At 69.2% G+C, this 26134-nt stretch carries 29 protein-coding genes; 15 read left to right on the top strand and 14 right to left on the bottom strand.

Translation table 11 applies throughout. The annotated features are described in order from the left end of the window. Positions 1-37 precede the first annotated feature (37 nt). A complete protein-coding gene (locus IWC96_RS13035; protein ID WP_196839069.1) occupies positions 38-1993 on the top strand; it encodes a potassium transporter Kup in 1956 nt (651 codons plus the stop codon). Beyond that, entirely contained in the window at positions 1990-3282 is a 1293-nt protein-coding gene (locus tag IWC96_RS13040; RefSeq protein ID WP_231379073.1) for an RsmB/NOP family class I SAM-dependent RNA methyltransferase, read from the top strand. Before IWC96_RS13035 ends, IWC96_RS13040 begins: the two co-directional genes overlap by 4 nt. A gap of 8 nt (positions 3283-3290) precedes the next feature. Here the strand turns inward: IWC96_RS13040 and IWC96_RS13045 are convergent, their stop codons facing one another. After that, the gene (locus IWC96_RS13045) at positions 3291-4334 is read right to left on the bottom strand and encodes a ribonucleotide-diphosphate reductase subunit beta (protein WP_021697618.1); all 1044 of its coding nucleotides are present in this window, start codon (positions 4332-4334) and stop codon (positions 3291-3293) included. Positions 4335-4489: 155 nt separating this feature from the next. On the opposite strand from IWC96_RS13045, the gene IWC96_RS13050 reads away from it, so the two are divergent. Beyond that, positions 4490-5140 (top strand): glutathione S-transferase family protein, encoded by a 651-nt coding sequence (locus tag IWC96_RS13050; RefSeq protein WP_021697619.1) that lies wholly within the window; start codon positions 4490-4492, stop codon positions 5138-5140. Positions 5141-5208: 68 nt separating this feature from the next. Then, positions 5209-6045 carry a neutral zinc metallopeptidase gene (locus IWC96_RS13055; RefSeq protein WP_021697620.1) on the top strand — a complete coding sequence of 279 codons (837 nt, stop codon included), beginning with the start codon at positions 5209-5211 and terminating at the stop codon, positions 6043-6045. A gap of 1 nt (position 6046) precedes the next feature. On the opposite strand, the gene metK is transcribed toward IWC96_RS13055, so the two are convergent. Together metK and IWC96_RS13065 are read right to left on the bottom strand one after the other, a co-directional pair. Beyond that, positions 6047-7237: a methionine adenosyltransferase gene (gene metK / locus IWC96_RS13060; protein ID WP_021697621.1), complete on the bottom strand. Its 1191-nt coding sequence runs from the start codon at positions 7235-7237 to the stop codon at positions 6047-6049. Between the two features lie 88 nt (positions 7238-7325). Then, complete coding sequence (locus tag IWC96_RS13065) at positions 7326-7922, bottom strand: type 1 glutamine amidotransferase domain-containing protein (RefSeq protein WP_196839070.1); 597 nt, start codon at positions 7920-7922, stop codon at positions 7326-7328. Positions 7923-8028: 106 nt separating this feature from the next. On the opposite strand from IWC96_RS13065, the gene IWC96_RS13070 reads away from it, so the two are divergent. Further along, a complete protein-coding gene (locus IWC96_RS13070) occupies positions 8029-8379 on the top strand; it encodes a hypothetical protein (RefSeq protein WP_021697624.1) in 351 nt (116 codons plus the stop codon). 3 nt (positions 8380-8382) lie between these two features. Here IWC96_RS13070 and IWC96_RS13075 read toward each other — a convergent pair whose 3' ends face one another. The 5 genes from IWC96_RS13075 to IWC96_RS13095 form a co-directional block, all read right to left on the bottom strand. Beyond that, a complete protein-coding gene (locus IWC96_RS13075; RefSeq protein ID WP_231379074.1) occupies positions 8383-8994 on the bottom strand; it encodes a YqgE/AlgH family protein in 612 nt (203 codons plus the stop codon). A gap of 58 nt (positions 8995-9052) precedes the next feature. Further along, a complete protein-coding gene (locus tag IWC96_RS13080; protein WP_231379075.1) occupies positions 9053-9214 on the bottom strand; it encodes a hypothetical protein in 162 nt (53 codons plus the stop codon). 155 nt (positions 9215-9369) lie between these two features. Next, complete coding sequence (locus IWC96_RS13085) at positions 9370-9930, bottom strand: HNH endonuclease (protein ID WP_021697627.1); 561 nt, start codon at positions 9928-9930, stop codon at positions 9370-9372. 129 nt (positions 9931-10059) lie between these two features. Further along, the gene (locus IWC96_RS13090) at positions 10060-10725 is read right to left on the bottom strand and encodes a trimeric intracellular cation channel family protein (RefSeq protein ID WP_196839072.1); all 666 of its coding nucleotides are present in this window, start codon (positions 10723-10725) and stop codon (positions 10060-10062) included. Beyond that, positions 10725-11378: a DNA-3-methyladenine glycosylase gene (locus IWC96_RS13095; RefSeq protein WP_021697629.1), complete on the bottom strand. Its 654-nt coding sequence runs from the start codon at positions 11376-11378 to the stop codon at positions 10725-10727. The genes IWC96_RS13090 and IWC96_RS13095 overlap by 1 nt, the downstream gene beginning before the upstream one ends. Before the next feature lie 53 nt (positions 11379-11431). On the opposite strand from IWC96_RS13095, the gene IWC96_RS13100 reads away from it, so the two are divergent. Together IWC96_RS13100 and gluQRS are read left to right on the top strand one after the other, a co-directional pair. Beyond that, entirely contained in the window at positions 11432-12565 is a 1134-nt protein-coding gene (locus IWC96_RS13100; RefSeq protein WP_196839073.1) for a JmjC domain-containing protein, read from the top strand. A 4-nt stretch (positions 12566-12569) separates the two neighbouring features. Beyond that, positions 12570-13427, top strand: a complete 858-nt coding sequence (gluQRS, locus tag IWC96_RS13105) for a tRNA glutamyl-Q(34) synthetase GluQRS (RefSeq protein WP_021697631.1) — start codon at positions 12570-12572, stop codon at positions 13425-13427. Positions 13428-13481: 54 nt separating this feature from the next. Here gluQRS and acnA read toward each other — a convergent pair whose 3' ends face one another. Continuing rightward, entirely contained in the window at positions 13482-16178 is a 2697-nt protein-coding gene (gene acnA / locus IWC96_RS13110) for an aconitate hydratase AcnA (protein ID WP_021697632.1), read from the bottom strand. 187 nt (positions 16179-16365) lie between these two features. Here acnA and ccmA point away from each other — a divergent pair, with 187 nt between their 5' ends. From ccmA to IWC96_RS13145, 7 genes are all read left to right on the top strand, one after another. Beyond that, on the top strand, positions 16366-16983 hold the full coding sequence (gene ccmA / locus IWC96_RS13115; RefSeq protein WP_021697634.1) for a heme ABC exporter ATP-binding protein CcmA: 618 nt from the start codon (positions 16366-16368) through the stop codon (positions 16981-16983). Further along, entirely contained in the window at positions 16980-17645 is a 666-nt protein-coding gene (ccmB, locus tag IWC96_RS13120) for a heme exporter protein CcmB (RefSeq protein WP_196839074.1), read from the top strand. The genes ccmA and ccmB overlap by 4 nt, the downstream gene beginning before the upstream one ends. 64 nt (positions 17646-17709) lie before the next feature. Next, entirely contained in the window at positions 17710-18432 is a 723-nt protein-coding gene (gene ccmC, locus IWC96_RS13125) for a heme ABC transporter permease CcmC (protein ID WP_021697636.1), read from the top strand. Positions 18433-18434: 2 nt separating this feature from the next. Next, complete coding sequence (ccmD, locus tag IWC96_RS13130) at positions 18435-18584, top strand: heme exporter protein CcmD (RefSeq protein WP_021697637.1); 150 nt, start codon at positions 18435-18437, stop codon at positions 18582-18584. Next, positions 18581-19129: a DsbE family thiol:disulfide interchange protein gene (locus IWC96_RS13135; RefSeq protein WP_021697638.1), complete on the top strand. Its 549-nt coding sequence runs from the start codon at positions 18581-18583 to the stop codon at positions 19127-19129. The genes ccmD and IWC96_RS13135 overlap by 4 nt, the downstream gene beginning before the upstream one ends. Before the next feature lie 34 nt (positions 19130-19163). Beyond that, positions 19164-19415 (top strand): hypothetical protein, encoded by a 252-nt coding sequence (locus IWC96_RS13140; RefSeq protein WP_021697639.1) that lies wholly within the window; start codon positions 19164-19166, stop codon positions 19413-19415. A gap of 72 nt (positions 19416-19487) precedes the next feature. Beyond that, on the top strand, positions 19488-19976 hold the full coding sequence (locus tag IWC96_RS13145; protein ID WP_021697640.1) for a hypothetical protein: 489 nt from the start codon (positions 19488-19490) through the stop codon (positions 19974-19976). A gap of 4 nt (positions 19977-19980) precedes the next feature. On the opposite strand, the gene IWC96_RS13150 is transcribed toward IWC96_RS13145, so the two are convergent. From IWC96_RS13150 to ftsY, 3 genes are all read right to left on the bottom strand, one after another. Continuing rightward, positions 19981-20577: a MarR family winged helix-turn-helix transcriptional regulator gene (locus tag IWC96_RS13150; protein ID WP_021697641.1), complete on the bottom strand. Its 597-nt coding sequence runs from the start codon at positions 20575-20577 to the stop codon at positions 19981-19983. Positions 20578-20680: 103 nt separating this feature from the next. Then, the gene (locus IWC96_RS13155) at positions 20681-21334 is read right to left on the bottom strand and encodes an inner membrane-spanning protein YciB (protein WP_045319104.1); all 654 of its coding nucleotides are present in this window, start codon (positions 21332-21334) and stop codon (positions 20681-20683) included. Next, positions 21334-22269: a signal recognition particle-docking protein FtsY gene (gene ftsY, locus IWC96_RS13160; RefSeq protein ID WP_021697643.1), complete on the bottom strand. Its 936-nt coding sequence runs from the start codon at positions 22267-22269 to the stop codon at positions 21334-21336. Before ftsY ends, IWC96_RS13155 begins: the two co-directional genes overlap by 1 nt. Before the next feature lie 118 nt (positions 22270-22387). On the opposite strand from ftsY, the gene IWC96_RS13165 reads away from it, so the two are divergent. Then, complete coding sequence (locus IWC96_RS13165) at positions 22388-24445, top strand: NAD(+) synthase (protein WP_021697644.1); 2058 nt, start codon at positions 22388-22390, stop codon at positions 24443-24445. Between the two features lies 1 nt (position 24446). Here the strand turns inward: IWC96_RS13165 and dut are convergent, their stop codons facing one another. Continuing rightward, on the bottom strand, positions 24447-24905 hold the full coding sequence (dut, locus tag IWC96_RS13170) for a dUTP diphosphatase (RefSeq protein ID WP_021697645.1): 459 nt from the start codon (positions 24903-24905) through the stop codon (positions 24447-24449). 10 nt (positions 24906-24915) lie between these two features. After that, positions 24916-26130 carry a bifunctional phosphopantothenoylcysteine decarboxylase/phosphopantothenate--cysteine ligase CoaBC gene (coaBC, locus tag IWC96_RS13175; protein ID WP_021697646.1) on the bottom strand — a complete coding sequence of 405 codons (1215 nt, stop codon included), beginning with the start codon at positions 26128-26130 and terminating at the stop codon, positions 24916-24918. Positions 26131-26134 lie beyond the last annotated feature (4 nt).

The following is a 26134-nucleotide window of genomic DNA, read 5'->3' on the forward strand; positions in this document are numbered from 1 at the left end:
GATGGCTGTCGCCGCCGCGACGCCGGAGGATCATTGAATGGCTGGGACTGTTCCCGGCGAAAACGGCGCCTCCCCCGCCGCTTCGCCCACGCCAGACGGCGCTTCCGAACATTCGACATCGCACGGCTCCGGCCACGGGCGCGGCCCTCTGCTCGCCCTGACCGTGGGCGCCATCGGCGTGGTGTTCGGCGATATCGGCACCAGCCCGCTCTACGCCATGCGCGAATCCCTCGCCCGCACCTCGGGCGCGCCCGAGATGGCGGTGCTCGGCGTGCTGTCCCTGATCTTCTGGGCCCTGATCCTGGTGGTGACGGTCAAGTACGTCATCTTCCTGATGCGGGCGGACAACAAGGGCGAAGGCGGCACCCTGTCGCTGATGTCGCTGGCCCAGCGGGCGTTGGGTCGACGTTCGACGCTGATCTTCTTCCTGGGCCTGTGCGGGGCGGCCCTGTTCTACGCCGACGGCGTGCTGACCCCGGCGGTGTCGGTTCTGTCGGCGGTGGAGGGGCTGCGCGAGGCGCCCGGCGTGGGCCGTATTCTCACGCCCTTCGTCCTGCCCATCACCGCAGGCATCCTGATCGCCCTGTTCATGGTCCAGTCGCGCGGCACCGCCGGACTGGCCAAGGCCTTCGGGCCCATCACCGCCGTCTGGTTCCTGATCCTCGCGGGTCTGGGGATCATGCACATCTTCGACGACGTCTCGATCCTCAGGGGCATTTCACCCCACTACGGAATCCTGTTCCTGATCGACAACGGCTTCCTCGGGTTCATCATCCTCGGCAGCGTGTTCCTCGCGGTGACCGGCGCCGAGGCGCTCTATACGGACATGGGTCACTTCGGGAAGGCGCCCATCCGCGCCGGATGGCTGGTGTTCGTCCTGCCCTGCCTGATGCTGAATTATCTCGGACAGGGCGCCCTGGCCCTGTCCCATCCCGCCGCCGTCGAGAACCTGTTCTGGATGATGGTGCCCCAGGCGGCCTACTGGCCGATCCTGATCATGGCCACCCTGGCCACCATCATCGCCAGCCAGGCGGTGATCACCGGCGCCTTCTCCATCACCCAGCAGGCGGTCCAGCTGGGTCTGCTGCCGCGCATGAACATCCGCCGCACGTCCGAGACCCAGGCCGGCCAGATCTTCGTGCCGTCGGTGAACATGATGATGCTGGCCGGGGTGCTGCTGCTGCTGGCCATGTTCCCCACCTCCTCCCAGCTGGCGGGCGCCTACGGCGTGGCGGTCACCGGCGCCATGTTCGTGGACAGCCTGCTGGCCTTCTTCATCGTGCGTTACATGTGGAAGCGCAGCCTGCTGGTCAGCATCCTGGCCCTGACCCCGTTCCTGATCATCGACATCGCCTTCTTCGGCTCGAACCTGATGAAGATCCCCGACGGCGCCTGGGCGCCCCTGGCCATCGGCGGCGCCATCGTCATGGTCATGTGGACCTGGACCCGGGGCACCCGCCTGCTGACCGACAAGGCCCGCAAGGACAGCCTGCCCATGGCGGACCTGATCGAGATGCTGGGCGCCCGACCGCCGTACCGGGCGCCCGGCACGGCCATCTTCCTGACCTCGGACCCGGACGTGGCGCCGGTGGCCCTGATGCATAATCTCAAGCACAACAAGGTGCTGCACGAGAAGAACATCATCCTGACGGTGCGCACCCAGGACCGCCCGCGCGTGTCCAAGGAGAAGCGGGTCGAGATCGAGATCATCAACGACGACTTCAAGCGCCTGACCATCAACTACGGCTTCATGGAGAGCCCCAATGTGCCCAAGGCCCTGGGCCTGTGCCGCAAGCAGGGGCTGAAGTTCGACATCATGTCGACCAGCTTCTTCCTGGGCCGCCGCTCCGTGGCCCCCGCGCCGGGCAAGAACATGCCGCACTGGCAGGACAAGCTGTATGTGTTCCTGATGCGAAACGCCGCCAATCCCACGGACTTCTTCCATATCCCCGCCGGCCGCGTGGTCGAGATGGGCACGCAGGTGACGGTTTGAGTGAAACGAACGAGGCGGGCATCGAGGCCCGCATCGCCGCCGGCGTGCTGCTGAACGCGGCGCTGGAGCGGCGCGGCGGCATGGACGAGGCGCTGAACTTCCGCGAGCTCAAGGGCCTGTCGCCCCAGGATCGCGCCTTCGCCCGGGCCGTGGCCATGGCCGCCCTGCGTCGTCTGGGCGAGATCGACGCCATCCTCGACCGCCGCCTGAAGAAGGGTCCGCCGCTGGCGGTGCGCACCATCCTGCGCGTGGCTTTGGCCCAGACCATGGTGCTGAACACGCCGGACTTCGCGGCGGTGTCCAGCGCAGTGAAGCTGGCCGAGCGGGACGTCAAGACGCGGCCCTACAAGGGTCTGGTCAATGCGGTGCTGCGCGGCATCGGCCGGGACGGGCCGGACAAGACCGCCGCCGAAGCCAATCTGCCCGACTGGATCGCCGCCCGCTGGCGGGCGGCCTTTGGCGTGGACACCTTGATCGCCCTGGCCGAGGCTGGACGGGTCGAGCCGGCCACGGACCTGAGCCTGAAGCCCGGCGCGGACGCTCCCGCTCTGGCCGAGGCGCTGGAGGGCGTGGTCCTGCCCGGCGGTTCGGTGCGGACGACCCGGCGCGGCGACATCGCCGAATGGCCGGGCTTCGCCGACGGAAGCTGGTGGATCCAGGACGCCGCCGCCGCCGTGCCGGCCCGCCTGCTGGACGTGAAGCCGGGCGAGAGCGCGCTGGATATGTGCGCCGCGCCGGGGGGCAAGACCCTGCAGCTGGCCGCGGCGGGCGCCGCGGTCACGGCGCTGGATCGGTCAGAGTCGCGCCTGCGCCGCCTGACCCAGAACCTTGAGCGCACCGGCCTGACCGCCGAGGCGGTCGCCGTTCCGGCCGAGGACTGGGAGGATGCGCGGACCTTCGACGCCGTGCTGCTGGATGCGCCGTGCACCGCCACCGGCACCTATCGCCGCAATCCCGAGGCCCTGCGCCGCACGCGCCCCGCCGACGTGGCCGATCTGGCGGATGTGCAGCATCGCCTGCTGGACGCCGCCGCTGCACGGGTGAAGCCCGGCGGACGGATGGTCTATTGCGTCTGTTCGCTGGAGCGCGAGGAGGGCGAGAGCCAGATCATCGCCTTCTTGCGCCGCCACACCGACTTCAGCCTTGCCCCCGCCGACCCGGCCGCCGTGGGCGCGCCGCCCGAAGCCTTGGCCAGCGAGGGCTGGTTGCGCATCCTGCCGTCCATGTGGAGCGAGCACGGGGGCCTGGACGGCTTCTTCGTCGCCCGGCTGGAGCGGGTCCAGGCCTAAATCAGGCTCTAGACCTCCGCGCCTTCCGTGCGCTTCTTCATCAGGGCGTCGAAGGAGTCCCAGACGCCCTCGGCGCCGTGCCAGGCGCCCTTGGTGGCGGCCTTGGAGTATTCCGTGGCGCGGGCCTCGAAGAAATTGGCGTGCTCGACCCCCGACAGCATCGACTGCAGCCACGGCAGGGGGTTCTCGGTCGCGCCGTAGACCTCGGGCAGCTTGAGCTGGCGCAGGCGCCAGTCGGCGATGAAGCGGATGTATTTCTTGATGTCGTCCGGGGTCATGCCCTGCACCGGCCCGGTCTCGAAGGCCAGGTCGATGAACTTGTCCTCCATGTCCACCACGGTCTTGCAGCAGTCGACGATGTCGTCGGCCACGGCCCTGGTCACCGCGCCGGTCTCATGGTTGAAGGCGTGGTACAGCTTGATGATGCCCTCGCAGTGCAGGCTCTCGTCGCGCACCGACCAGCTGACGATCTGGCCCATGCCCTTCATCTTGTTGAAGCGCGGGAAGTTCATCAGCATGGCGAAGCTGGCGAACAGCTGCAGCCCTTCGGAGAAGCCTCCGAACATGGCCAGGGTGCGGGCGATGTCGGCGTCAGTGTCGACCCCGAACTGGCCCATGTAGTCGTGCTTGTCCTTCATGGCCTCGTATTCCATGAAGGCGCCGAACTCGCTCTCGGGCATGCCGATGGTCTCGAGCAGCAGGGCGTAGGCCGCGATGTGGATGGTCTCCATGTTGGCGAAGGAGGCCAGCATCATCTTCACTTCGGTCGGTTTGAAGACCCGGCCGTAGCGCTCCATGTAGTTGTCCTGCACCTCGATGTCCGCTTGGGTGAAGAAGCGGAAGATCTGGGTCAGCAGGTTGCGCTCGCCGTCGTCCAGCCGGGTCGCCCAGTCCTTGCAGTCCTCGCCCAGCGGCACCTCTTCGGGCATCCAGTGGACCTGCTGCTGCTTCTTCCACATGTCGAACGCCCACGGATAGCGGAACGGCTTGTAGGCGGCTGAGGCGGTCAGCAGACCGGGCAGATCGGAACGGATCGGGGTGATGGCGTTCATGGTATTCTCGAATGCGACTCGGGCGGCGGAGCGGTCTTCACCATGATGGCCCGGCCGCCCGGCGCCAAGTCAGAATACGGCTATATTGCGATCACTTTTTCCGCAGCCCCCATATCTGGTGTGTCGGCGCGGATTTGATGGGGAGGAACCTGGGGATGAGTTTCACCGTCTACGGCGCCGCCGGCTCCGGTTCGGTCCCGGTGGAGGCGGCCCTGACGCTGCTCGGCATCGATCATGAGGTGGTGGAGGCGCCGACCTGGGAGGGCGAGGCGCAACGGGATCGGGTGGCCCCGGTCAATCCCATGCGCCAGATCCCGGCCCTGATCACGCCGGACGGAGAGACCATCACTGAAAGCGCCGCCATCCTGATCTGGCTGGCCGACAACCATCCCGAGGCGAGGCTGGCGCCCGCGCCGGACGACCCGCGCCGGGCCCAGTTCCTGCGCTGGATGAGCTTCATCCCCGCCGCGATCTATTCCATGTTCTGGGTGCGCGACGAGCCCTCGAGGCTGGTGGGCGACGACGAGGCGATGCAGGCGATCGTGCGGAACCGCACCGCCGCGCGCATCGCCGCCTGCTGGGCCGTGATGGACGCCCAGGTGCAGCCCGGCGACTTCATCCTGGGCGACCATCTGACGGTGCTGGATCTCTATGTGGCGGTGGCCAGCCGCTGGACGCCCCGACGGCGGCGCTTCCATGCCGAGGCGCCGAAGATGAGCCAGGTGGTCCGCCGCGTGGACGCCCTGCCCGAACTGGCGGACTTCTGGCCCCGCCGCTTTCCCTTCGAGGCGGGCTGGGAGGGGTGAGGCATCCCTTCCCTTCGTGCTGCGTTCCGGCATAGCTTGAACGGCATCGGCAGGATGGGAGACGGCGCATGCGCTGGAGAGGCGGACGGCGGGGCGGCGGCATCGAGGACCGGCGCGGCATGGGCGCGGGGGTCGCCGGCGGCGGCATCGGCGCGGCCGTGCTGGGGATCATCGTTTATCTGGTGTTCGGCATCGACCCCCAGGTCACCACCCAGGTGGCCGGCCAGCTGGGCGGGCTGGGCCAGGCCGAACGCGGCGAGGTCGGCACGCCCGAGGACGAGGCAGGCCTGTTCGTCGACGTCATCGGCACCAACGTCAACGACGTCTGGGCGTCGCAGATGCCGGGCTATCAGGCGCCGGGCTTCGTTCTGTACGAACAGGGCACGTCAACCGACGGGTGCGGATACGGCCAGGCGGCGATGGGGCCGTTCTACTGCCCGGCGGACCGGACGGTCTATCTGGACCTGGGCTTCTGGCAGGTGATGAGCGAGCAGCTGGGCGCCGGCGGGGACTTCGCCAAGGCCTATGTGATCGCCCACGAGATCGGCCACCACGTCCAGACCCTGACGGGCGCCTCGGATCAGGTGCGCCAGGCCCAGAGCCGGGCTCGTTCGGAAGGCGAGGCGAACCGTTACTCGGTGGCGCTGGAGCTTCAGGCCGACTGCTATGCGGGCGTCTGGGCGGCCAACGCCGCCGCCGTCTCGGGCGGCGCGGTGGCGCTGGAGGCGGGCAGCCTTGAAGAAGGCATGACCGCCGCCTCGGCTATCGGCGACGACCGCCTGTCCGGCGGCCGGGCCAGCCCGGAGAGCTTCACCCACGGCACCTCGGCCCAGCGCATGGAGTGGCTGCGGCGGGGCTATGACTCGGGCGACCCCGCCGCCTGCGACACCTTCGCGAGGCTGTAGATCAGGCCAGGGCCTTCAGCTTGTCGGTCAGGTCGGTGCGTTCCCAGCTGAAGCCGCCGTCGGCGTCCGGCTCGCGGCCGAAGTGGCCATAGGCGGCGGTGCGGGCGTAGATGGGCCGGTTCAGGCCCAGATGCTCGCGGATGGCGCGGGGCGTGGCGCCGCCGATCATGGCGGGCAGTTCGCGCTCCAGCACTTCCTCGGAAATCTTGCCGGTGCCGTGCAGGTCCACGTGGACCGACTGGGGCTCAGCCACGCCGATGGCGTAGCTGAGCTGGATGGTGCAGCGGTCGGCCAGGCCGGACGCCACCACGTTCTTGGCCAGATAGCGGGCCGCATAGGCGGCCGAGCGGTCCACTTTGGTGCAGTCCTTGCCCGAGAAGGCGCCGCCGCCGTGGGGCGAGGCGCCGCCGTAGGTGTCGACGATGATCTTGCGGCCGGTCAGGCCGGCGTCGCCGTCCGGGCCGCCGATCTCGAAGACGCCGGTGGGATTGATGTGCCAGACGGTCTCGTCGGTGATGAAGCCCTCGGGCAGCACCTCGGCCACCACCGGCTTGACCAGAGCGGCCACGTCGGCCTGGGTCATGCCCTTCGCGTGCTGGGTCGAGACGACGATGGCGGTGGCGCGCACCGGGACGCCGTTCTCGTAGAACAGGCTGACCTGGCTCTTGGCGTCGGGCTCCAGACGCTTCTCGCCGCCGTGGCGCAGCTCAGCCAGACGCTTCAGGATGCGGTGGCTGTAGGCCAGGGTGGCGGGCATCAGCTCGGGGGTCTCGTTCGAGGCGTAGCCGAACATGATGCCCTGGTCGCCCGCGCCCTCGTCCTTGCCGTCGGCGGCGTCGACGCCCACGGCGATGTCGGCGGACTGGCCGTGCAGGTGATTTTCGAAGGTCAGGGTCTTCCAGTGGAAGCCGTCCTGCTCGTAGCCGATGTCCTTGACGGCGGCGCGCACGGCGTCCTCGATCTCTTTCTCGACGCCCGGCGCCCAGGCCCCGTTCTCCCAGATGCCCTTGCCGCGGATCTCACCGGCCAGCACCACCCGATTGGTGGTGGTCAGGGTCTCGCAGGCCACCCGGGCCTCCGGGTCCTTGGCCATGAACAGGTCGACAATGGTGTCGGAGATGCGGTCGGACACCTTGTCGGGGTGGCCTTCGGACACGCTTTCCGAGGTGAAGACGTAGGAGGTGCGGCTCACGGGCGAGGCTCCGGTATTCGAGGGAGCGTCAGCCATATAAAGATATCCTTATATCTTCAAGCGTTCTCGACCATGAGCCGCAGGTTCCTCAGTGGGCGACGGGCCGGTCGGCCTCCTGCGCCGCCTCGGCCTGACCTTCGTGACGGCCTTCGGCGAACTCCTCGATCATTTTGGCGCAGAAGGCGGGCAGGTCGTCGGGATCGCGGCTGGTGACCAGGCCTTCGTCCACGACCACCTCTTCGTCCACCACCTCGGCGCCCGCGTTTCGCAGGTCTGTGCGGATGGTCTTGTAGCTGGTCAGCTTGCGGCCCTCGACCACGCCCGCATCGATCAGGATCCAGGGCGCGTGGCAGATCGCGGCCACCGGCTTGCCGGCGTCGAAGAAGGCGCGCACGAATTTCAGGGCGTCCTCATCGACGCGCAGGGTGTCGGGGTTATGGGCGCCGCCCGGCAGCATCAGACCGGCGTAGGCCGAGGCGTCCGCCGCGCTAACGGCGCGGTCCACTTTGAAGGCGTCGCCCTTGTCGAAATGGTTGAACCCCTGGATCTCGCCCTGCCTGGGCGACACGATCTCCACGGTCGCGCCGGCGTCCTTGAGCGCCTTCATGGGTTCCGTCAGCTCGACCTGTTCAAAGCCATCCGTGGCCAGGATGGCGATGGTCTTGCCCTTGAGGGTCTGGGCCATGATGCGGTCCTCCTGTGGTTGCTCGCATGAGCCTGACCAACCCGGGAGACGGTCATGGGTTGCGGCCACGCTTGGAGAACGGGCGGGCAGGCCGCATCTTGTGAGCATGCGCACCCTGACCGGACTGATCCTGATCGGCCTGCTGACCGCCTCCGGCGCGGCGCATGCCCAGATCGCGCCCTATGGGACGGACCCGCACCGCTATCAGGTCGAGCGGCACCAGGCCCGGATGGAGAGTCTGCGCCTTCAGGCTGAGGCCCGCGCCGACACGGCCCGTCGTCTCGACACCGAAACGCGCCTGACCCTGCGCGATCTGGAGGCCGCCCGTCAGCCGCCCACGCCCTATGTGGAGCAGGCGGTCCCGCCCGGCGATCCGGCCGTGACGACCGAACGCCACCGCCGCACGCGCGAGGCCGTGACCCAGATCGACGACTGGCTCGAGCGGGCGCCCGACTGAGCCTCAGGCCCGGCCGCCATGGGCGGACAGCATGGCCGCGTCCACGCCGATGCCCGCCAGGGCCCGGCTCCACTTGGTCGTGTGATCGGCATCGAACAGCAGGTCCGCGGTCGGCTCGGCGGTGAGCCAGACGTTTTCGGTCAGCTCGTCCTCGATCCGCCCCTCGCCCCAGCCGGCGTAGCCCAGAACCAGCACGGAGCGCTCGGGGCGGGTCTCGTCATCCGTCATGGCCGCCAGGGCCTCGCGGGTGGCGGTGATGGCCAGGCCCTCGCCCACCGGCAGGGAGGCGTCCGGCGCGGTCCAGTCGCTGGTGTGCAGCACGAAACCCCGCTCCCGATCCACCGGCCCGCCCATGAGCACAGCCTGATCCGTCGCCAGCTCCGCGCCCTCCATCTCCAGCTTCTGCAGCACGGTCCTGAGGGTAACGCCGGGAGCAGGCCGGTCCAGGCGCAGACCCATGGCGTGGTCCGCCTGATGGGCGCAGATCAGGATCACGGCATGTTCGAAGCGCGGATCGCCGATGCCCGGCATGGCCACCAGCAGTTTGCCCGCGAGGGACTGGAATTCCGACATGGCGTCATCATCGGGGGCGGCTTCGGCGGATGCAAGGTGCATCCGTCCCGGCGCTCACCTCCCCGGCCCCGGCTGTGATCCCGGCGCGGCCGGGTCTCGGTCAATCGGTGCGGAAGGCGCGTCCCCGCTCGCCCAGCAGGTTCCACCCGGCGGTGGTCGGACGGTAGCCGTTGCGCCCGACGCGCTCGACAAGGCCAAGGACGGTGAGCTGGGCGCTGCGGTCGGCGCTTTCTGAGCGCTCGGCGTCGACAAGATCGAGCAAGGCCTCAATACGTTCAGCTTCAGTCACGACACGCCCAGCAAGCTATTGGTCCTGCGGGTTACCTGCGCGTCTGGCAGGCGGTTGGCAAGGTCATGCGGCATTTCGCTTCGCCGGGTGAGGCGTCGTCGCCGACTGGAAAGGAAGACCGGCGACCCTCAGGGTTCCAGTTCGATGTCCCAGTAGAGGTAGTCCAGCCAGCTCTGGTGCAGATAGTTGGGCGGGAAGCGGCGGCCCAGATCCTGAAGCTGCCAGCTGTTGGGCCGGAAGGGATCGCGACGGATGGGCATGTCGGCCTGACGGGGCGTGCGCCCGCCCTTCCTGAGATTGCAGGGGGCGCAGGCGGCGACGATGTTCTCCCAGCTGGTGGTCCCGCCCTGGGAGCGCGGCAGCACATGGTCGAAGGTCAGGTCCGAACCGGATCCGCAGTACTGGCAGAGGAAGCCGTCGCGCAGGAAGACGTTGAAGCGGGTGAAGGCGGGCTGGCGGTCCTGATCGATGTAGCTTTTCAGCGCGATGACGCTGGGCAGCTGGAATTCCAGCGAGGGGCTGCGCACCACCTTGTCGTAGGTGGAGACCACGTCCACCCGTTCCTGGAACACCGCCTTGACCACTTCCTGCCAGGGCCAGACGGAAAGGGGATAATAGGACAGCGGCCGGAAATCGGCGTTCAGCACCAGGGCGGGAAAACCGGACGGCGGCCGGGACAGGACCTGCATCAGGCCCCTCCCGCGCGAAATACGGAGAGGATCGAGGCGACGGGACTGAAGACACGCCCTCCTTCACGCTCGGAACAAATTGATCCTAGACCCGATTCGATGACGCCGCCATGACCTGACGAACACGCTTCAGGACTTCAGCGGCGTCTCGGGAAACGAGGGCAGGCTCCAGCCCCACTTCAAGGCGCCCGCGCGCAGAATGAAGCCCACGGCGGTCGCGACGGCGGCGGCGAGCCATGTGCTCACGCCCAGGGCGGTCAGCATCACGAAAGCGGTCGCCGCAGCCAGCGCCGCCGAAACCACGATCTCGCGCCGCAGAAGCACGGAGGGCTGGCCAGCCAGAAGGTCGCGCACCACTCCGCCGAAACAGGCGGTCAGGGCGCCCATGACGATGCAGATCAGAGGCGCGGCGCCCCAGGCTTCGGCCTTGGCGGCGCCGATCACGCCGTAGGCGGCCAGGCCGAAGGCGTCGAGCCACAGCAGAAGCCTGAAGCGCCAGGGGCGAGGCCCCAGCAGCCAGACGATGACGCTGGCGGCGATGCACATGGCGATGTAGCGCCAGTCCACCACCCAGAACACCGGCGCCCCGATCAACAGGTCCCGCAGGGTGCCGCCACCCACCCCGGTGACGGCGGCGAAGAAGGTCATGGTCACCAGATCATGCCGGTCGCGCGCGGCGGCCAGCGCCCCGGTGGCGGCAAACACGGCGACGCCCACGAGGTCCAGCGCCGCGAGGGGCGCGATGTCGGCGATGGGCAGGTCGGGCGGGGTCAGGCCCAGGATCGATCGGGTCATCAGGCGGTCTCATCCAGCACGATCTCGCCGCGCTTGACCCCGCCATACCACGCCCACAGCAGATGCGCGGCCACACCCCGGTGGGGCCGCCAGATTTCAGCCCGCAGATAGGCGGTCTTTTCGTTGGGACGGTCGTCGGCCCCGTCGGCCCAGCGCATGGCTTCCTGCAAGGCCACGTCGCCGCCGGGGAACACGTCCAGGCGCCCTTCGCAGAACATCAGATAGGTCTCGGCCGTCCACTTGCCGACGCCCTTGATGGCGGTCAGGGCGGCGACCGCCTCGTCGTCGCCCAGGGTCTGCATGTGCTCCAGGTCGATGCGGCCGTCGGCCTGGGCGCGGGCGATCTCCTGACCGTATTTCGCCTTCTGGCCGGACAGGCCGAAGGCGCGCAGGGAATCGATGTCCCGGGCCAGCACGGCTTCCGGCGTAATCTCGCCCAGCCCTTCGCCCACGCGACGCCAGATGGAGGCGGCGGCGGCCACCGACACCTGCTGCTCGACGATCATGCGGAACAGGCCCTCGAACCCGCCGGGACGCAGGCGCCATTCGAACGCTGGCGTCATGGCATGGGCGCGCGCCAGGGCGGGGTCGGCCTGGGCCAGGTCGGCGCGGGCGGCGGCGACGGCGTCGGGATCGGGGGCGATGACGGGCACGGGCGCCTCCTGGCGTGATCGACAGGGGCACGGTCCGGCGCTAGCGTCCGACCATGCGCACCCTTGTCGATCTTCTGGCGCCGATGACGCCGGATCAATTCCTCTCGGACCATGACGGCCGAAAGCCGCTGCATATTCCAGCGGCCGACGGCGCAGACAAGCGGGCCCTGCTGGACTGGGACACCTTCAACGGCCTGCTGGGCCAGGCGTCCCTCTGGACCCACACGAACCTCCAGATGGTTCACAACGGCCAGCCCATCGCGGCGGACGCCTACTGCGCCGAGGTGCAGACCCTGGCCGGCCCCGTGGTCAGGCCGTCACCGGCCAAGGTCCAGGTGATGATGGCCATGGGCGCGACCGTCATCGCCAATGAGGCGGGCGAGCTGACGCCGGAACTGCGCGCCGTCTGCGACATGCTGCGCGAAACCTTCGCGGCCTCGGTGGCGGCCAACGTCTATTGCTCCTTCCAGGGCGTGCGGGGGTTCGGCCCCCACTATGACCTGCACGACGTCTTCGCGATCCAGACCGAGGGGGAAAAGGTCTGGCGGCTGTATCGGAACCGCGCCGAGGATCCGGTGGATTACCCCGGTGAAGGGGAGTCGGCCCGCGACTGGCTGGCGCGCAACGCCGGGCCGGTGATGCAGGAGGTGCGCATGCGCCCCGGCGACGTGCTCTACCTGCCGCGCGGCTGGTACCACGACGCCCTGGCGGTGGACGGACCGTCGCTGCATGTGACCCTGTCGGTGACCCCGCTTTACGGGCGCATCCTGTTCCGCCTGCTGGAGCCGGCCGCCATGCAGGACCCCGCGTTCCGCGCTTGGCTGCCGCCGGCAGACCGCGACGGGGGCGCGGCCCTGGCCGGGCGGCTCGCCGATCTGGGGCGACGCCTTTCGGAGCTGGCGGCCAGTCCGGCCTTCCGGGACGAGGTGGCCATGGCCCAGCAGCGGCTGCGGCCGCGCCTTCCGGCCTATGACCTGCCCCGACGTCAGACCCTGACCTTCTACGCCGCCACCGGGCTGGCGCCGCCCGTGGTCAGCGGACCGGCGCGCCTGGCGATCGACTGGGCCATGACCCAGCCCAGGTTCGCGCTGGAGGACATGATCGCCCAGTTCGACTTCGTCGCGGAAGCGGACCTCCGCGCGGCCGTCGAGGGGGCCGAGAAGGCCGGCGCCCTGCGGCGCGCCTGAGCCGGTGTTCATCACCCGCTTCGCCCCGTCGCCCACCGGCCTGCTGCACCGGGGCCACGCCTTCTCGGCCCTGACCGCCGGGGCGGCGGCGCGCGCCGAAGAGGGGCGCTTCATCCTGCGCATCGAGGACATCGACCAGACCCGCTGTCGGCCCGAATACGAGGCCGCGATTTTCGAGGATCTGGCCTGGCTGGGGCTGGATTGGGAGACGCCGGTGCGGCGCCAGTCCGATCACCTTGGCGACTACGCCGCCGTCATCGACAACCTGAACGCGCGCGGCCTGCTGTATCGCTGTTTCCGCACCCGCCGCGAGATCATGGCGGACATCGGGCAGGCGCCCCACGGGCCCGCCGACGCGGCGCGGCCCGGCCCGCACCCTCCGGACGAGGAAGCGCGGCTGCTGGACGAGGGGCGGCCGTTCGCCTGGCGCCTGTCGCTGGACCGGGCGCGGGACGCTCTGGGCGGCGTCTGGGAAGATCTGGCCTTCCATGAGGAGGGCGCCGGACCGGATGGCGAGACGGGCGTGATCCGCGCCCGGCAGGAGACGGCCGGGGATGTGGTGCTCGCGCGCAAGGATGCGGGCGTGGCCTATCATCTGGCGGCGACCCACGACGACGCGCTGCAGGGCGTCACCCATGTGATCCGGGGCCATGACCTGTTCGAGGCCGCCCACATCCAGCGTCTGATCCAGGCGCTGATGGACTGGCCCGCGCCGGTCTATTGCCACCACCGCCTGCTGACCGGACCGGACGGCAAGCGCTACGCCAAGCGCGACCGGTCGCAAACCCTGGCCGAACTCCGGGCGGGCGGGATGACGGCGCGGGGGCTCAGGGCGGAGCTCGGCTTTCCCGACGCGGCATGAAAAAGGGCCGGAGCAGCGAGGCTCCGGCCCTTGGTCATTTCAGTCCGGAGACGATCAGCCCCGGGCCAGATTCCGCAGCACGAACGGCATGACGCCGCCGGCCTTGAAGTATTCCAGCTCGGTCTGGTTATCGATGCGGCAGCGCACCGGGAAGCGGGCCATCTTGCCGTCCGACGGGCGGAACAGCTCGACCCACAGCTCCTGACGGGGCTTGAGCTTGCCAGTGTTGACGTCCGACAGGCCGCGGATGGTGACGATCTCCTCGCCGGTCAGGCCCAGACGGGTCCAGCCGTCCTGCTTGAACTGCAGCGGGACCACGCCCATGCCGATCAGATTGGAGCGGTGGATGCGCTCATAGCTCTCGGCGATGACCGCGCGCACGCCCAGCAGGTTGGTGCCCTTGGCCGCCCAGTCGCGCGACGAGCCGGTGCCGTATTCCTTGCCGGCGAACACCACCAGCGGACGACCCTCGGCCTGATAGCGCATGGCCGCGTCATAGATCGACATGGTGTCGCCCGACGGGAAGTGCTTGGTCACCCCGCCCTCGATCTCCGGGGTGATCTTGTTGCGGATGCGGATGTTGGCGAAGGTGCCGCGCATCATGACTTCGTGGTTGCCCCGGCGCGCGCCGTAGCTGTTGAAGTCCAGCGGGTCGACGCCGTGCTCGGTCAGATAGGCGCCGGCGGGCGAGGCCTTCTTGATGGCTCCGGCCGGGCTGATGTGGTCGGTGGTGATGGAGTCGCCGAAGATCCCCAGCACGCGCGCCTCGATGATGTCCTCGACCGGGGTCGGCTCCATCGACAGGCCCTCGAAATAGGGCGGGTTGCGCACATAGGTGGAGGTGTCGTCCCAAGCGTAGGTTTGGCCGCCCTCCACGTCGATCTTCTGCCAGTGCTTGTCGCCCTTGAAGACGTCCTTGTAGCGCTTGGCGAACATCGCGGGCGTGACGCAGGAGCGCTGCAGCTCGGCGATCTCGGCGCTGGTCGGCCAGATGTCCTTCAGGAAGACATCCTTGCCCTTCTTGTCCTTGCCCAGCGGCTGGGTGGCCACATCGATGCGCATGGAGCCGGCCAGGGCGTAGGCCACCACCAGCGGCGGCGAGGCCAGGTAGTTGGCGCGCACGTCCGGGTTCACCCGGCCCTCGAAATTGCGGTTGCCCGACAGCACCGAGGTGGCGACCAGATCGTTGTCGTTGATGGTCTTCGAGATGGCCGGGTCCAGCGGCCCGGAGTTGCCGATGCAGGTGGTGCAGCCGTAGCCCACCAGGTTGAAGCCCAGGGCGTCCAGATCCTTCTGCAGGCCGGCGGCCGTCAGATAGTCGGTGACCACCTGCGACCCGGGCGCCAGGGAGGTCTTGACCCACGGCTTGACCGTCATGCCCAGGGCATGGGCCTTGCGCGCCACCAGACCCGCGGCGATCAGCACCGAGGGGTTGGAGGTGTTGGTGCAGGAGGTGATGGCGGCGATCACCACGTCGCCGTCGCCGAGGTCGAATTTCTCACCCTCGACCGCGACGCGCGGGGCGTCCGTCGGGCGGTTGAAGACCTCGCCCAGCGCGGTTTCGAACGCCGAGGCGGCGATGGTCAGCTCGACCTTGTCCTGCGGACGCTTGGGACCGGCCAGCGACGGCACGACCTCGGCCATGTCCAGTTCCAGCACGTCGGTGAAGACCGGGTCTTCGCTGTTCTCGTCGATCCACAGTCCCTGCGCCTTGGCATAGGCCTCGACCAGGGCCACGCGGGCCTTGTCGCGGCCCGTGGCGGTCAGATAGTCCAGCGTCGCCCGGGACACCGGGAAGAAGCCGCAGGTGGCGCCGTATTCGGGGGCCATGTTGGCGATGGTGGCCTGGTCCTCGATGGTCAGGGCGGTGACGCCCGGGCCGAAGAACTCCACGAACTTGCCCACCACGCCCTTCTTGCGCAGCATCTGGGTGACGGTCAGCACCAGATCGGTGGCCGTGGCGCCCTCGGGCAGGCGTCCGTTCAGCTTGAAGCCGATGACCTCGGGGATCAGCATGGGGATCGGCTGGCCCAGCATGGCCGCCTCGGCCTCGATGCCGCCGACGCCCCAGCCCAGAACGGCAAGGCCGTTGATCATGGTGGTGTGGGAATCGGTGCCGACGACGGTGTCGGGATAGGCCACGGTCTTGCGGCCTTCCTCGGCGGTCCAGACGGTCTGGGCCAGGTTCTCGAGGTTCACCTGGTGGCAGATGCCGGTGCCGGGGGGCACCACGCGGAAATTGTTGAAGGCGGTCGAGCCCCAGCGCAGGAACTTGTAGCGCTCCATGTTGCGCTCGTATTCGCGGTCCACGTTCTGGTCGAACGCCTTGGGGGTGCCGAAGTGGTCGACCATGACCGAGTGGTCGATGACCAGATCCACGGGATTCAGCGGATTGATCCGGGCCGGGTCGGCGCCCAGGGCCGTCATGGCGTCGCGCATGGCCGCCAGGTCCACCACCGCCGGAACGCCGGTGAAGTCCTGCATCAGGACACGAGCGGGCCGGAAGGCGATCTCGTGCTCGACCGCGCCCTTGTTGTCGATCCAGGCGGCCACGGCCTTGAGGTCGTCCTCGGTGACCGAGACGCCGTCTTCATTGCGAAGAAGGTTCTCCAGCAGCACCTTCATGGAGCGCGGCAGGCGGGAAATCCCGGCCAGACCGGCTTCCTCGGCGGCGGGAAGGCTGTAATAGGCGTACTTCTTGCGCCCGACGGAAAGGTCCTGACGGGTCTTGAGGCTGTCGTTCGACGGCATGTGGGAGAGTTCCTCTGGTCTACGCCGCCCGACAATCCGGTTGCGCGTTCGCGCTGCAGGCGCTGGGGCGCACAGGTCCCCGGCGCGCGCGGCGAAAGCCTGCTGCGGCGAGGCTGGATATAAGCCCAAGCGGCGCGGGCGTCCATGTATCCACGACGACGACGTGGACATTGCGAACGGCTCGCACATGATTGGGCGTCTCTGCATCGACGATCTGGGCCTGTCGCGGGGCGAGCGGGTGCTGTTTCACGGCCTGTCTGTCGATCTGGACGCCGGCGAAGCGCTGGCCCTGACCGGGGCCAACGGCGCGGGCAAGACCAGCCTGCTGCGCGCGATCGCCGGGTTCATTCGCCCGGATGCGGGCGCGGTGCGCTTTTCGGAAGGGCCTGGAGCCGAGATCGAGCCCGAGACCGCCCGGGCCCGCCACATCCACCTGCTGGGGCATCTGGAAGGGCTGAAGGGCGCCCGCACCGCGCGCGAGGAGCTGGCCTTTCAGACCGCCTGGTGCGGGCGGGGCGGCATTGATTCTGCGGTCGAGGCCCTTGGCCTCGCGCCCCTGCTGGATCTGGAGACCCGCAAACTGTCGGCGGGGCAGAGGCGGCGGCTGTCGCTGGCCCGGCTGATCGCGGCGCCGCGCGCGCTGTGGCTGCTGGACGAGCCTCTGGCCCCGCTGGACGCCCGCTGGCGCGCCGTCGCCACACAGTTGATGCAGGACCATCTGGCGGGCGGCGGCATGGTGATCGCCGCCGTTCACGACCCGCTGGACCTGCCCTGCCACACGCTGGACGTGGGGGCGGCGTCATGAGCGCGGGCCGCGTCCTGCTGAAACGCGAGCTGTCGCTGGCCTGGGGCGGCGGCGGCGGGCCCCTGCTGGCCTGCGGTTTCTTTCTGGCGTTGACCGCCATCGTGCCGCTGGCGGCCGGCGGCGATCCGCGCGTGCTCCAGCCGGTGGCGGGCGGGATCGCCTGGATTGCCCTGGCCCTCGCCAGCCTGCTGTCGCTGGAACGGCTGTTCGAGCGGGATTTCGAGGACGGGGCGCTGGACCTGCTGGCGCTGGGACCCTTGCCGTTGGAGGCGGTGTTCGCCGTCAAGGCCCTGGCCCAATGGCTGGCCATCGGCCTGCCGCTGGCCGTCGCCGCACCGGTGGCGGCCATCGCGCTGGGGGCAGATCCGGGTTGGGCGCCGCTGATCCTGGGCTCGGCGCTGCTGGGCAGTCTGGGCTTCGCCTTCACCGGAGCGCTGGGCGCGGCCCTGGCGCTGGGGTCGAAGCGGGGCGGCCTGTTGATCGCCGTGGTGGTGCTGCCCCTGTTCATCCCGCCGGTGATTTTCGGCGCGGGCGCCCTGGAGCAGGCCCTGACCGGCCTCTCGCCATGGCCCGCCCTGGCGCTGCTGGGCGCCTACGCCCTGTTCGCCGTGGCGCTGAGCCCCGTGGCAGGGGCGGCCGCCATCCGGAACGCGCAGGGATGAGGCAGCCCCGTGCGGCGCCGCGCCCGCTTGCCCGCGCGGTCCCCCGCGCGTATGCGCCCTGACCATGGTCTTCGGCCTCGCCAATCCTGATCGCTTCATGCGGTTCACCCGGCCCCTCATGCCCGTGGTCTGGGCGGCGGCCGTGGGGCTGCTGCTCGCCGGAACATGGCTGAGCTTCACCGCGCCGGAGGACTATCAGCAGCTGGACACCGTGCGGATCATGTTCGTGCATGTGCCGGCCGCCTGGCTGGGCCTGGCCGCCTATGTGGCGCTGGGGGTGTCGTCCTTCTTCGCCCTGGTGTTCCGCCATCCGCTGGCCGACGCCGCCGCCCGCGCCGCCGCTCTGCCCGGGGCGGTGTTCACCGCCCTGGCGCTGGCCACCGGCTCCCTGTGGGGCAAGCCCATGTGGGGGGCCTGGTGGGTGTGGGACGCGCGCCTGACCTCGGTGGTGGTGCTGTTCCTGTTCTATGTGGCCTACATGGCCCTGCGCGCCGCCATCGATGACGAGGCCAAGGCCGCCCGCGCCGCCGCCGTGCTGGGGCTGGTGGGGCTGGTGAACCTGCCGATCGTGAAATTCTCGGTGGACTGGTGGAACACCCTGCACCAACCCGCGTCCCTGCTGCGGGCCGAGGGGCCCTCCATGACTGCAGCCCACCTGACGCCGCTGCTGGTGATGGGGCTGGCCTATATGATGCTTTTCACGGCGCTGTGGTTGACCGACATCCGCACCGAGGTGCGTCGCCGTCGTGTCCTCACTATGCGCGCCCGCGCAGCCCAGGAGGCTTAAGGATGCTCGACCTCGACATGGGCGCCTACGCCGCCTTCGTCTGGCCCGCCTGGGGCATCAGCGCCTTGGCCCTGGCGGCCCTCGTGGTGCGGAGCGTCATGGCAGCCCGCCGCTGGAAGCGCGAGCTGGATCGGCTGGAGGGGGGCAAATGAAGCGCTGGCTGGCCGTCGTCCCGCTGATCGTGCTGGTCGCCCTGGCGGTGCTGTTCGTGGGCTGGTCCCTGCGCCGGGACCCGGCCTATCAGCCTGACGCCATGGTGGGTCAGGCCGTGCCCGCCCTGACCCTGCCGGTTCTGACCAATGGAACGGCTGGGCCGGGCCAGGCCGACCTGGTCACCGCCGCCGCCGGCCAGCCGACGGTGGTCAACATCTTCGCCTCCTGGTGCGCGCCATGCCGCATCGAACACCCGCAGCTGATGGCGCTGCGCGAACAGGGCGTGCGAGTCATCGGCGTGGCCTACAAGGACGATCCCGCCGCCACCGCCGCTTTCCTCGAGGAGCTGGGCGATCCCTTCGCCGTGGTGCTGGTGGACGCCGACGGGCGGCTGGGCCTGGAGATGGGATCCTCGGGCGTGCCCGAGACCTTCGCGGTCGATCCGTGGGGCGTCATCACCGCCAAACACTCCGGCCCCATCGTGAATCAGGCCGAGCTGGACCGGTTGACCGAAGGTCTCGCCCCCGAGCGCTGGTCGCGTTAACCCTTTTTCCAGACGCCCTGTTAACCATCGGGGCATGAGCCCGATTCGCCCCGACCTGCCCACTCCGCGTCACGCCGCCACCCATCCGGTGGCCACCACGACCGCGCGGGTGGCCCAGGCGGCGTTCTTTCAGCAGGCCCTGGCCGGGGTGAAATCGGCGCAGGAAGCGCAGCAGGCCCAACCGGCGCCCAAGGCCGAAGCGCCGCGGGCCGCGCCGGCGGCGCGCGCGGCGGATCAGGCCGACATGCCGCGCCGTCCCGGCTCGTTCCTCGACATCACCGTCTGATCCGGTTTTCGGGAACGACCCGGGCCGTTCACACGCTTCATTCCCGAACAGAAACAGGAATGGAGACGCCCCATGGCCCAGTCCCGCAAGGCTGACGAACGCTATCTCGACAAGGACGAACGCGAACTGTGCGAGCGCGCCCGCCAGCCGGCCCTGCGCGAGATGAAGCAGGACGAGCTGAGGGACCTGGCCAAGCGGCTGCGCGAGCGGCGCAACCGCGCCCGCGATATTGCCCGGGACCAGCGGCGCAGCGCCAGCCGGGGCGGCAAGCCCACCGAGGGCGAGACGGGGTCGGATCGGAAGAAAGCCCTGCTGTCCGCGGGCATGAAGCGGGTGAACCGCGAGCTGGACCGCCGCCGGGCGGGCGATCGCGGCAAGGCGGCCACGGCGAACCTGAAAAGGGCGCTGAAACGCAAGACGGCCAACCAGTGGTCCGGCCCCGCCTACCGCAATGCGGATGAAGGCCTGAACCCGACGCCGAACACGGGGATCGCGCCTTCCGGCGCCCTGAACGCCGAGGGGCAGCGGCCGGTGCTGGAGCGGTCTCGAAAGGTCCGCTGACGGATCAGGCGGCGCGGACGTCCAGGCCGGGACCACCCGCCTTGCGGCGCGTCTTGGTCTTCTGGACCTTCTCGGCGGCCTTGCGGGCTTCCTTTTCCGCCTTCCGGGCCAGCTTTTCGGCGCGTCTGGCGGCCTTGGCTTCGTCCGGCCCCGCGTCGGCCACGGCGGCCAGGTCGGCCAGCAGCTTCATGAAGCTGTCGCGCCTGGCCTTGGGCATCAGCGCCAGGATGCGACGGTCGGCGGCCTCGACCTTTGCGCGGGCGCTCTCGAGCAGGGCGCGGCCTTCGTCCGACAGGCTGACGGCCTTGGCGCGGCCGTCCAGCACCGAGCGTTCGCGGTTCAGCAGGCCCTTGGCCGTCATGCGGGCGACCAGATCCGCCAGGGTGGAGCGGTCGATGCCGGTGGCGCGGACCAGATCAGTCTGGGTCAGGCCCTCGTTCCGCGAGGCGATCTCCAGCACCGCGAACTGACGCTGGGTGGGGCCGTCGGCGCCCACTTCCTCGGCGTAGATGTCCAGCGCCAGCTGCAGCGCCCGGTGCATCAGGTGGCTGGGCGATGCGTCCAGAGGCCCGGAGCGCGCCTTCTTTCCATCCTTGACCATGCCGGGACCCCGCTTACCGATAATCCGTGCAAGGCACGGTTCATGGCAGGGTTAGCAGCGCCGTGTTTCGGTTTGGCGACAGCTCCGTGAAGGCTTGCACAGCCTACAGGCCTGTATCGGGGCTGACCGGGCCCGGCTGCTCGTCCTTGATCATGTGCTTCAGGATCACCGGAATCTGCGACAGGCCGAAAATCGAGGCGGCGATCCACAGAATGCCCCGGAAGCTGGTCCAGACCGCGTCGGGATCCGGCGTGGCCCAACCGAAAGCGTCCCAGATGGCCAGAACGGCGGCCTCGCTGCGGAACACCTCATTGGCCGCCGCCACCACCAGGAAATAGGCGCCATAGCGGAAGGTCAGGATGCGCCAGCCGTGGTCTGTCACCTTGATGGCGTCGCCCAGGAGATATTTGAACGGGTATTTCTTCAGCGGCAGCGAGCCCAGCAGGATGCCGCCCAGGATCACATTCTGGATGGTCAGCTTCAGCTTGATGAACAGGTCGTCGTCGAAGAAGATGGTCAGCACCCCGAACACCAGGGCGAACAGGCCGGTGATCAGCGGCAGGGGCGCGAAACGACGCTCCACCACATAGCCGACCGCCAGGGCGATGGCCGAGGCGATGACCAGCACCCAGGTGGCCTTGATCAGGTCGCGGGTGATGAAGTAGGCGCCGATGAAGGCGACCAGGGCCCCGAAATCCACCGCCTGGCGGATCCATTGGGGGCGCTTCTTTGCCGTTGCCGGTTGCTCGGTCGTCATCAGTCCTCAAGTCCCACCAGAAGGCGGGAGAACGCCCGCGCGTCGAACGGCTGCAGATCCTCGATGCCCTCGCCCACCCCGATCAGCTTGATGGGGGCGTCGGAGGCCTGGGCCACCGGCACCAGAACCCCGCCGCGGGCCGTGCCGTCCAGTTTGGTCATGACGATGCCGGACACATAGGCCGTGCGGCCGAAGATCTGCTCCTGGGCCAAGGCGTTGCGCCCCACCGTGGCGTCCAGCACCAGCAGGGTTTCGTGCGGGGCGTCCGGATCGATCTTCTTCAGCACCCGAACGATCTTCAGCAGTTCGTCCATCAGGGCCTGCTTGTTCTGCAGGCGGCCGGCGGTGTCGATCAGGACCACGTCATGGCCCTCGTTTCTGGCGCGGGTGAAGGCGTCGAAGGCCAGGCCGGCCGGGTCGGCGCCGTCGCGGCGGCTCTCGAAATCTGCGCCGGCCCGTTCGGACCAGATGCGCAGCTGATCCCGGGCGGCGGCGCGGAAGGTGTCGCCCGCCACCACCATGACCCTGGCGCCCCTGCCCGTCAGGTCGGCGGCGATCTTGCCCAGGGTGGTGGTCTTGCCCGAGCCGTTGACGCCCACGAACAGCACCACATAGGGCTTCGGTCCGGACAGGGGATCGAACACGGCCTGGCGCGGCGCCAGTTCGGCGGTCACCGCCTCGGCCAGGGCTTCCTTGATCTCGCGCTCGTCGGAGGTCTTGCCGAAGCGCAGCGCGCGGAAGCGCTCGGTGATCCGGGCGGCGGCGGCCGGGCCCAGATCGCTCTCGATCAGGTGCTCCTCCAGGCGCTCCAGCGCCGCTTCGTCGAGCGGCTCCTTGACGAAGGAGGAGACGACCTGCTCGGTCATCTGTTTGGAGGATCGGGACAGTCCCTGGCTGAGCCGCTGGAACCAGCCCTTTTTCGGCGTGTCGTTCATGGGCTCCGTCTAGCGGGAAAGGCCCGGCCCCGTCACCCGCAATCGTTCAGCCGGATTCATGGCGCGGGAAGGCTTGAGGGGTTACATGAACCCCGGAACAGGGATCAGGACACCGGATTTGGCCCGACAGCACCCCTTCTTCACCCCCGCCGCCCACGGCTTCGTGCGCGTGGCCGCCGCCACCCCGGTGGTCCACACCGCCGACCCGGTCGCCAATGCGGACGAGCACATCGCCCTGATCGCCGAGGCGGGCGAACAGGGCGTCGACCTGCTGGTGTTCCCGGAGCTGAGCCTGACCGGCTACGCCATCGACGATCTGCTGATGCAGGACGCGCTGCTGGATGAGGCGGACCGCCAGCTGGGCCGTCTGGCCGAGGCGACGAAGGATGCAGGGGTGGCGGTGATCGCCGGCGCCCCCGTCCGCCACGACGAGCGGCTGTACAACTGCGCCGTGGTTATGGCGAACGGCTGCATTCGCGGCGTCGTGCCCAAGACCTATCTGCCCAACTACCGGGAGTATTACGAGAAGCGCTGGTTCTCGCCGGCCGCCGACGAGCTTCACGACGGCGCCGGGGTTCGCGTCGGCGGCGACGTGGTCGGCTTCGGCACGCGGCTGCTGTTCCACGCCGGAAACAGGCCGGGCTTCGTATTCGGCGTGGAGATTTGCGAGGACTACTGGTCCCCGCTGCCGCCCTCCACCCGCCAGGCCCTGGGCGGGGCGCGCATCCTGACCAATCTCTCCGCCTCCAATGTGGTGATCGGCAAGGCCGACGAGCGGGCGCTGCTGTGCGCCAGCCAGTCGGCACGCGCGATGGCCGCCTATGTGTTCGCCGCGGCCGGATGGGGCGAAAGCACCACCGATCTAGCGTGGGACGGCCAAGCCTCGATCCACGAGATGGGCGCCTGCCTGGCCTCGGGCGAGCGGTTCGCCATGGCAAGCCACCTGATCATCGCCGATGTGGACGTGGAGCGCATCGGTCTGGAGCGCCTGCGCACGGGCACCTTCGCGGACTGCGCGCGGCGCGAGGAATCGGACGTGGGCTTCGACCGGGTTCTGTTCGAGGCCCGGGACGCGGGAGACGCCGCCGACCTGATCCGCCCGCTGGACCGCTTCCCGTTCGTGCCGGACGATCCGGCGCGGCTGGATCAGGACTGCTACGAGGCGTTCAACATCCAGGTGCAGGGCCTGATGCGGCGCATGAAGGCGACGAACGGCGAGCGGATCGTCATCGGCGTCTCCGGCGGTCTGGATTCGACCCAGGCGCTGCTGGTGGCCTGCCGGGCGTTCGACCGGCTGGACCTGCCGCGCAAGAACATCCTGGCCTTCACCCTGCCGGGCTTCGCCACGTCCGAGGGCACCAAATCCAACGCCTGGGACCTGATGAAAGCACTGGGGGTTACGGGCGAGGAGATCGACATCCGCCCGGCGGCCGAACAGATGCTGAAGGACATCGGCCATCCCTATTCACAGGGTCAGCCGGTCCACGACATCACCTTCGAGAACGTTCAGGCGGGCCTGCGCACCGACTATCTGTTTCGCCTCGCCAACCACCACGGCGCCTTCGTGCTGGGCACCGGCGACCTGTCGGAGCTGGCGCTGGGCTGGGCCACCTATGGCGTGGGCGACCACATGAGCCACTACAACGTCAACGGCGGGGTGGCGAAAACCCTGATCCAGCACCTGATCCGCTGGGTGGCCGACAAGGCGATCGTCGGGCCCGAGGCGGCCCCCACCCTGCACGCCATCCTGGGCACCGAGATTTCGCCCGAACTGGTGCCCGCCGACGAGAGCGGCGCGATCCAGTCCACCCAGGCCACGGTGGGACCCTATGCCCTGAACGACTTCTTCCTGTTCTACATCACCCGCTTCGGCCTGAAGCCGTCCAAGGTGGCCTATCTGGCCCATCAGGCGTGGGGCGACCGCACCCACGGCGCCTGGCCCGCCAATCTGCCCGAGGCGGACAAGGTCGAGTACGACCTGGCGACCATCAAGTCGTGGCTGCGCAAATTCCTGATCCGCTTCTTCCAGACCAGCCAGTTCAAGCGCTCGGCCCTGCCCAACGGGCCCAAGGTGGTCACCGGCGGTTCGCTGTCGCCTCGCGGGGACTGGCGGGCGCCGTCGGACGCCACGGCGCGTGTCTGGCTGGACGAACTGGACGCGAACGTCCCGGACTGAGCTATCGCCCGGTGGAGCCGAAGCCGCCTTCGCCACGCGCGGTGTCGTCGAGACTCTTCACCTCGGACCACTGCACCCGTTCGTGGCGGGCGATGACCATCTGGGCGATACGCTCGCCCCGCCGGATCACGAAGGGCTCGGACCCCAGATTGGCCAGGATCACCCCCACCTCGCCGCGATAGTCGCTGTCGATGGTGCCGGGGCTGTTCAGACAGGTGATCCCGTGCTTCAGCGCCAGACCCGAGCGGGGCCGCACCTGCGCCTCGAAGCCCGGCTCCAGCGCGATCTTCAGCCCCGTGGGGACCAGCGCCCGCGCGCCCGGCGCCAGGGTCATGGGCTGGTCCTCCGGCACGGCCGCCCGCAGGTCCATGCCCGCAGAACCCTCGGTCTCATAGGCGGGCAGCAGCAGGTCCTCGGCGTGGGGCAGGCGCAGGATTCGGGCGGTCACGGTCTCGGTCATTCTCGGTCCGTCAATCTGTCAGGGTTTCGGCGATACGGGCGGCCAGCGCACGGGCCACGGCGGCCTTGGACTGGCGCGGCCAGGCTTTGGCGCCGCCCCTGGTGATCAGGGTCACGGCGTTGCCGTCCGAGCCGAACACCTCGTCGGACACGTCATTGCCCACGATCCAGTCGCAGCCCTTGCGCGACAGCTTGGCCCGCGCCTGGGCCTCCAGATCGCTGGTCTCGGCGGCGAAGCCGATCACCAACCGGGGGCGCTTGCTCTTGGCCGAGGAGACCGACGCCAGAATGTCCGGGTTCTCGATCAGGCTCAGCATGGGCGGCCCGCCCGGCGCCTTCTTGATCTTGCCGGAGGCCACGTCGTCCACGCGCCAGTCGGCCACCGCCGCCGTCATGACCGCCACGTCCACGGGCAGGGTCGACATGGAGGCCGCGTGCATCTCGGCCGCCGTCTCCACATCCACGCGCGTCACGCCCGGAGGCGCGCTCAGGGCCGTGGGGCCCGACACCAGCGTCACCTCGGCGCCCAGATCGGCCAGGGCGGCGGCGATGGCGTAGCCCTGTTTGCCGCTGGAGCGATTGGTCAGGCCACGCACCGGGTCGATGGGCTCGAAGGTCGGGCCTGCGGTCACCAGGGCCCGCTTGCCCTTCAGGGGGCGTCCGGCGGCGCCGGCCAGCAGCCCCTGCACCGCCTCGAGGATCGCGGCGGGCTCGGCCATGCGGCCCGGCCCGTACTCGCCGCAGGCCATCTCGCCGTCGTCGGGGCCGACAACCGCCATGCCGTGCAGACCGTCGAAGCCGGTCAGGCGCGCCAGATTGGCCTTCACCGCCGGATGCTCCCACATGCGCACATTCATGGCCGGGGCCAGCAGAACCCGCTTGTCGGTGGCCAGCAGGGCGGTGGAGGCCAGGTCGTCCGCCAGACCGTTCGCCGCCTTGGCCATCAGACCGGCGGTTGCGGGCGCCACCACGATCAGGTCGGCCCAGCGGGACAGCTCGATATGGCCCATGGCGGTCTCGTCCTCGGGCGAGAACAGGGCCTGATGCACCGGGTGGCCTGTCAGGGAGGCCAGCGACAGGGGCGTGACGAACTCGGCGCCCGCCTTCGTCAGCACGGCGCGCACGGTCATGCCCGCCTTCTTCATCAGGCGCACCAGCTCCAGCGCCTTGTAGGCGGCGATGCCGCCGCCGACGATCAGCAGGATTTTCGGGGCTGTCCGGGTCATGCCT

The organism is Brevundimonas sp. BAL450 (genome assembly GCF_015767455.1).
Taxonomy (GTDB): domain Bacteria; phylum Pseudomonadota; class Alphaproteobacteria; order Caulobacterales; family Caulobacteraceae; genus Brevundimonas; species Brevundimonas abyssalis.

Excerpts from the sequence above, each read along its gene's own strand:
- IWC96_RS13045 (WP_021697618.1), bottom strand. The coding sequence starts at position 4,334 with ATGAACGCCATCACCCCGATCCGTTCCGATCTGCCCGGTCTGCTGACC.
- ccmA (WP_021697634.1), top strand. The coding sequence starts at position 16,366 with ATGATTGGGCGTCTCTGCATCGACGATCTGGGCCTGTCGCGGGGCGAG.
- IWC96_RS13055 (WP_021697620.1), top strand. The coding sequence starts at position 5,209 with ATGCGCTGGAGAGGCGGACGGCGGGGCGGCGGCATCGAGGACCGGCGC.
- IWC96_RS13155 (WP_045319104.1), bottom strand. The coding sequence starts at position 21,334 with ATGACGACCGAGCAACCGGCAACGGCAAAGAAGCGCCCCCAATGGATC.
- IWC96_RS13075 (WP_231379074.1), bottom strand. The coding sequence starts at position 8,994 with ATGCACCTTGCATCCGCCGAAGCCGCCCCCGATGATGACGCCATGTCG.
- IWC96_RS13100 (WP_196839073.1), top strand. The coding sequence starts at position 11,432 with ATGCGCACCCTTGTCGATCTTCTGGCGCCGATGACGCCGGATCAATTC.
- IWC96_RS13140 (WP_021697639.1), top strand. The coding sequence starts at position 19,164 with ATGAGCCCGATTCGCCCCGACCTGCCCACTCCGCGTCACGCCGCCACC.
- IWC96_RS13065 (WP_196839070.1), bottom strand. The coding sequence starts at position 7,922 with ATGGCCCAGACCCTCAAGGGCAAGACCATCGCCATCCTGGCCACGGAT.
- ccmC (WP_021697636.1), top strand. The coding sequence starts at position 17,710 with ATGGTCTTCGGCCTCGCCAATCCTGATCGCTTCATGCGGTTCACCCGG.
- dut (WP_021697645.1), bottom strand. The coding sequence starts at position 24,905 with ATGACCGAGACCGTGACCGCCCGAATCCTGCGCCTGCCCCACGCCGAG.
- IWC96_RS13150 (WP_021697641.1), bottom strand. The coding sequence starts at position 20,577 with ATGGTCAAGGATGGAAAGAAGGCGCGCTCCGGGCCTCTGGACGCATCG.
- ccmD (WP_021697637.1), top strand. The coding sequence starts at position 18,435 with ATGCTCGACCTCGACATGGGCGCCTACGCCGCCTTCGTCTGGCCCGCC.
- IWC96_RS13035 (WP_196839069.1), top strand. The coding sequence starts at position 38 with ATGGCTGGGACTGTTCCCGGCGAAAACGGCGCCTCCCCCGCCGCTTCG.
- coaBC (WP_021697646.1), bottom strand. The coding sequence starts at position 26,130 with ATGACCCGGACAGCCCCGAAAATCCTGCTGATCGTCGGCGGCGGCATC.
- ftsY (WP_021697643.1), bottom strand. The coding sequence starts at position 22,269 with ATGAACGACACGCCGAAAAAGGGCTGGTTCCAGCGGCTCAGCCAGGGA.
- IWC96_RS13085 (WP_021697627.1), bottom strand. The coding sequence starts at position 9,930 with ATGCAGGTCCTGTCCCGGCCGCCGTCCGGTTTTCCCGCCCTGGTGCTG.
- IWC96_RS13135 (WP_021697638.1), top strand. The coding sequence starts at position 18,581 with ATGAAGCGCTGGCTGGCCGTCGTCCCGCTGATCGTGCTGGTCGCCCTG.
- IWC96_RS13070 (WP_021697624.1), top strand. The coding sequence starts at position 8,029 with ATGCGCACCCTGACCGGACTGATCCTGATCGGCCTGCTGACCGCCTCC.
- IWC96_RS13050 (WP_021697619.1), top strand. The coding sequence starts at position 4,490 with ATGAGTTTCACCGTCTACGGCGCCGCCGGCTCCGGTTCGGTCCCGGTG.
- acnA (WP_021697632.1), bottom strand. The coding sequence starts at position 16,178 with ATGCCGTCGAACGACAGCCTCAAGACCCGTCAGGACCTTTCCGTCGGG.
- ccmB (WP_196839074.1), top strand. The coding sequence starts at position 16,980 with ATGAGCGCGGGCCGCGTCCTGCTGAAACGCGAGCTGTCGCTGGCCTGG.
- IWC96_RS13145 (WP_021697640.1), top strand. The coding sequence starts at position 19,488 with ATGGCCCAGTCCCGCAAGGCTGACGAACGCTATCTCGACAAGGACGAA.
- IWC96_RS13090 (WP_196839072.1), bottom strand. The coding sequence starts at position 10,725 with ATGACCCGATCGATCCTGGGCCTGACCCCGCCCGACCTGCCCATCGCC.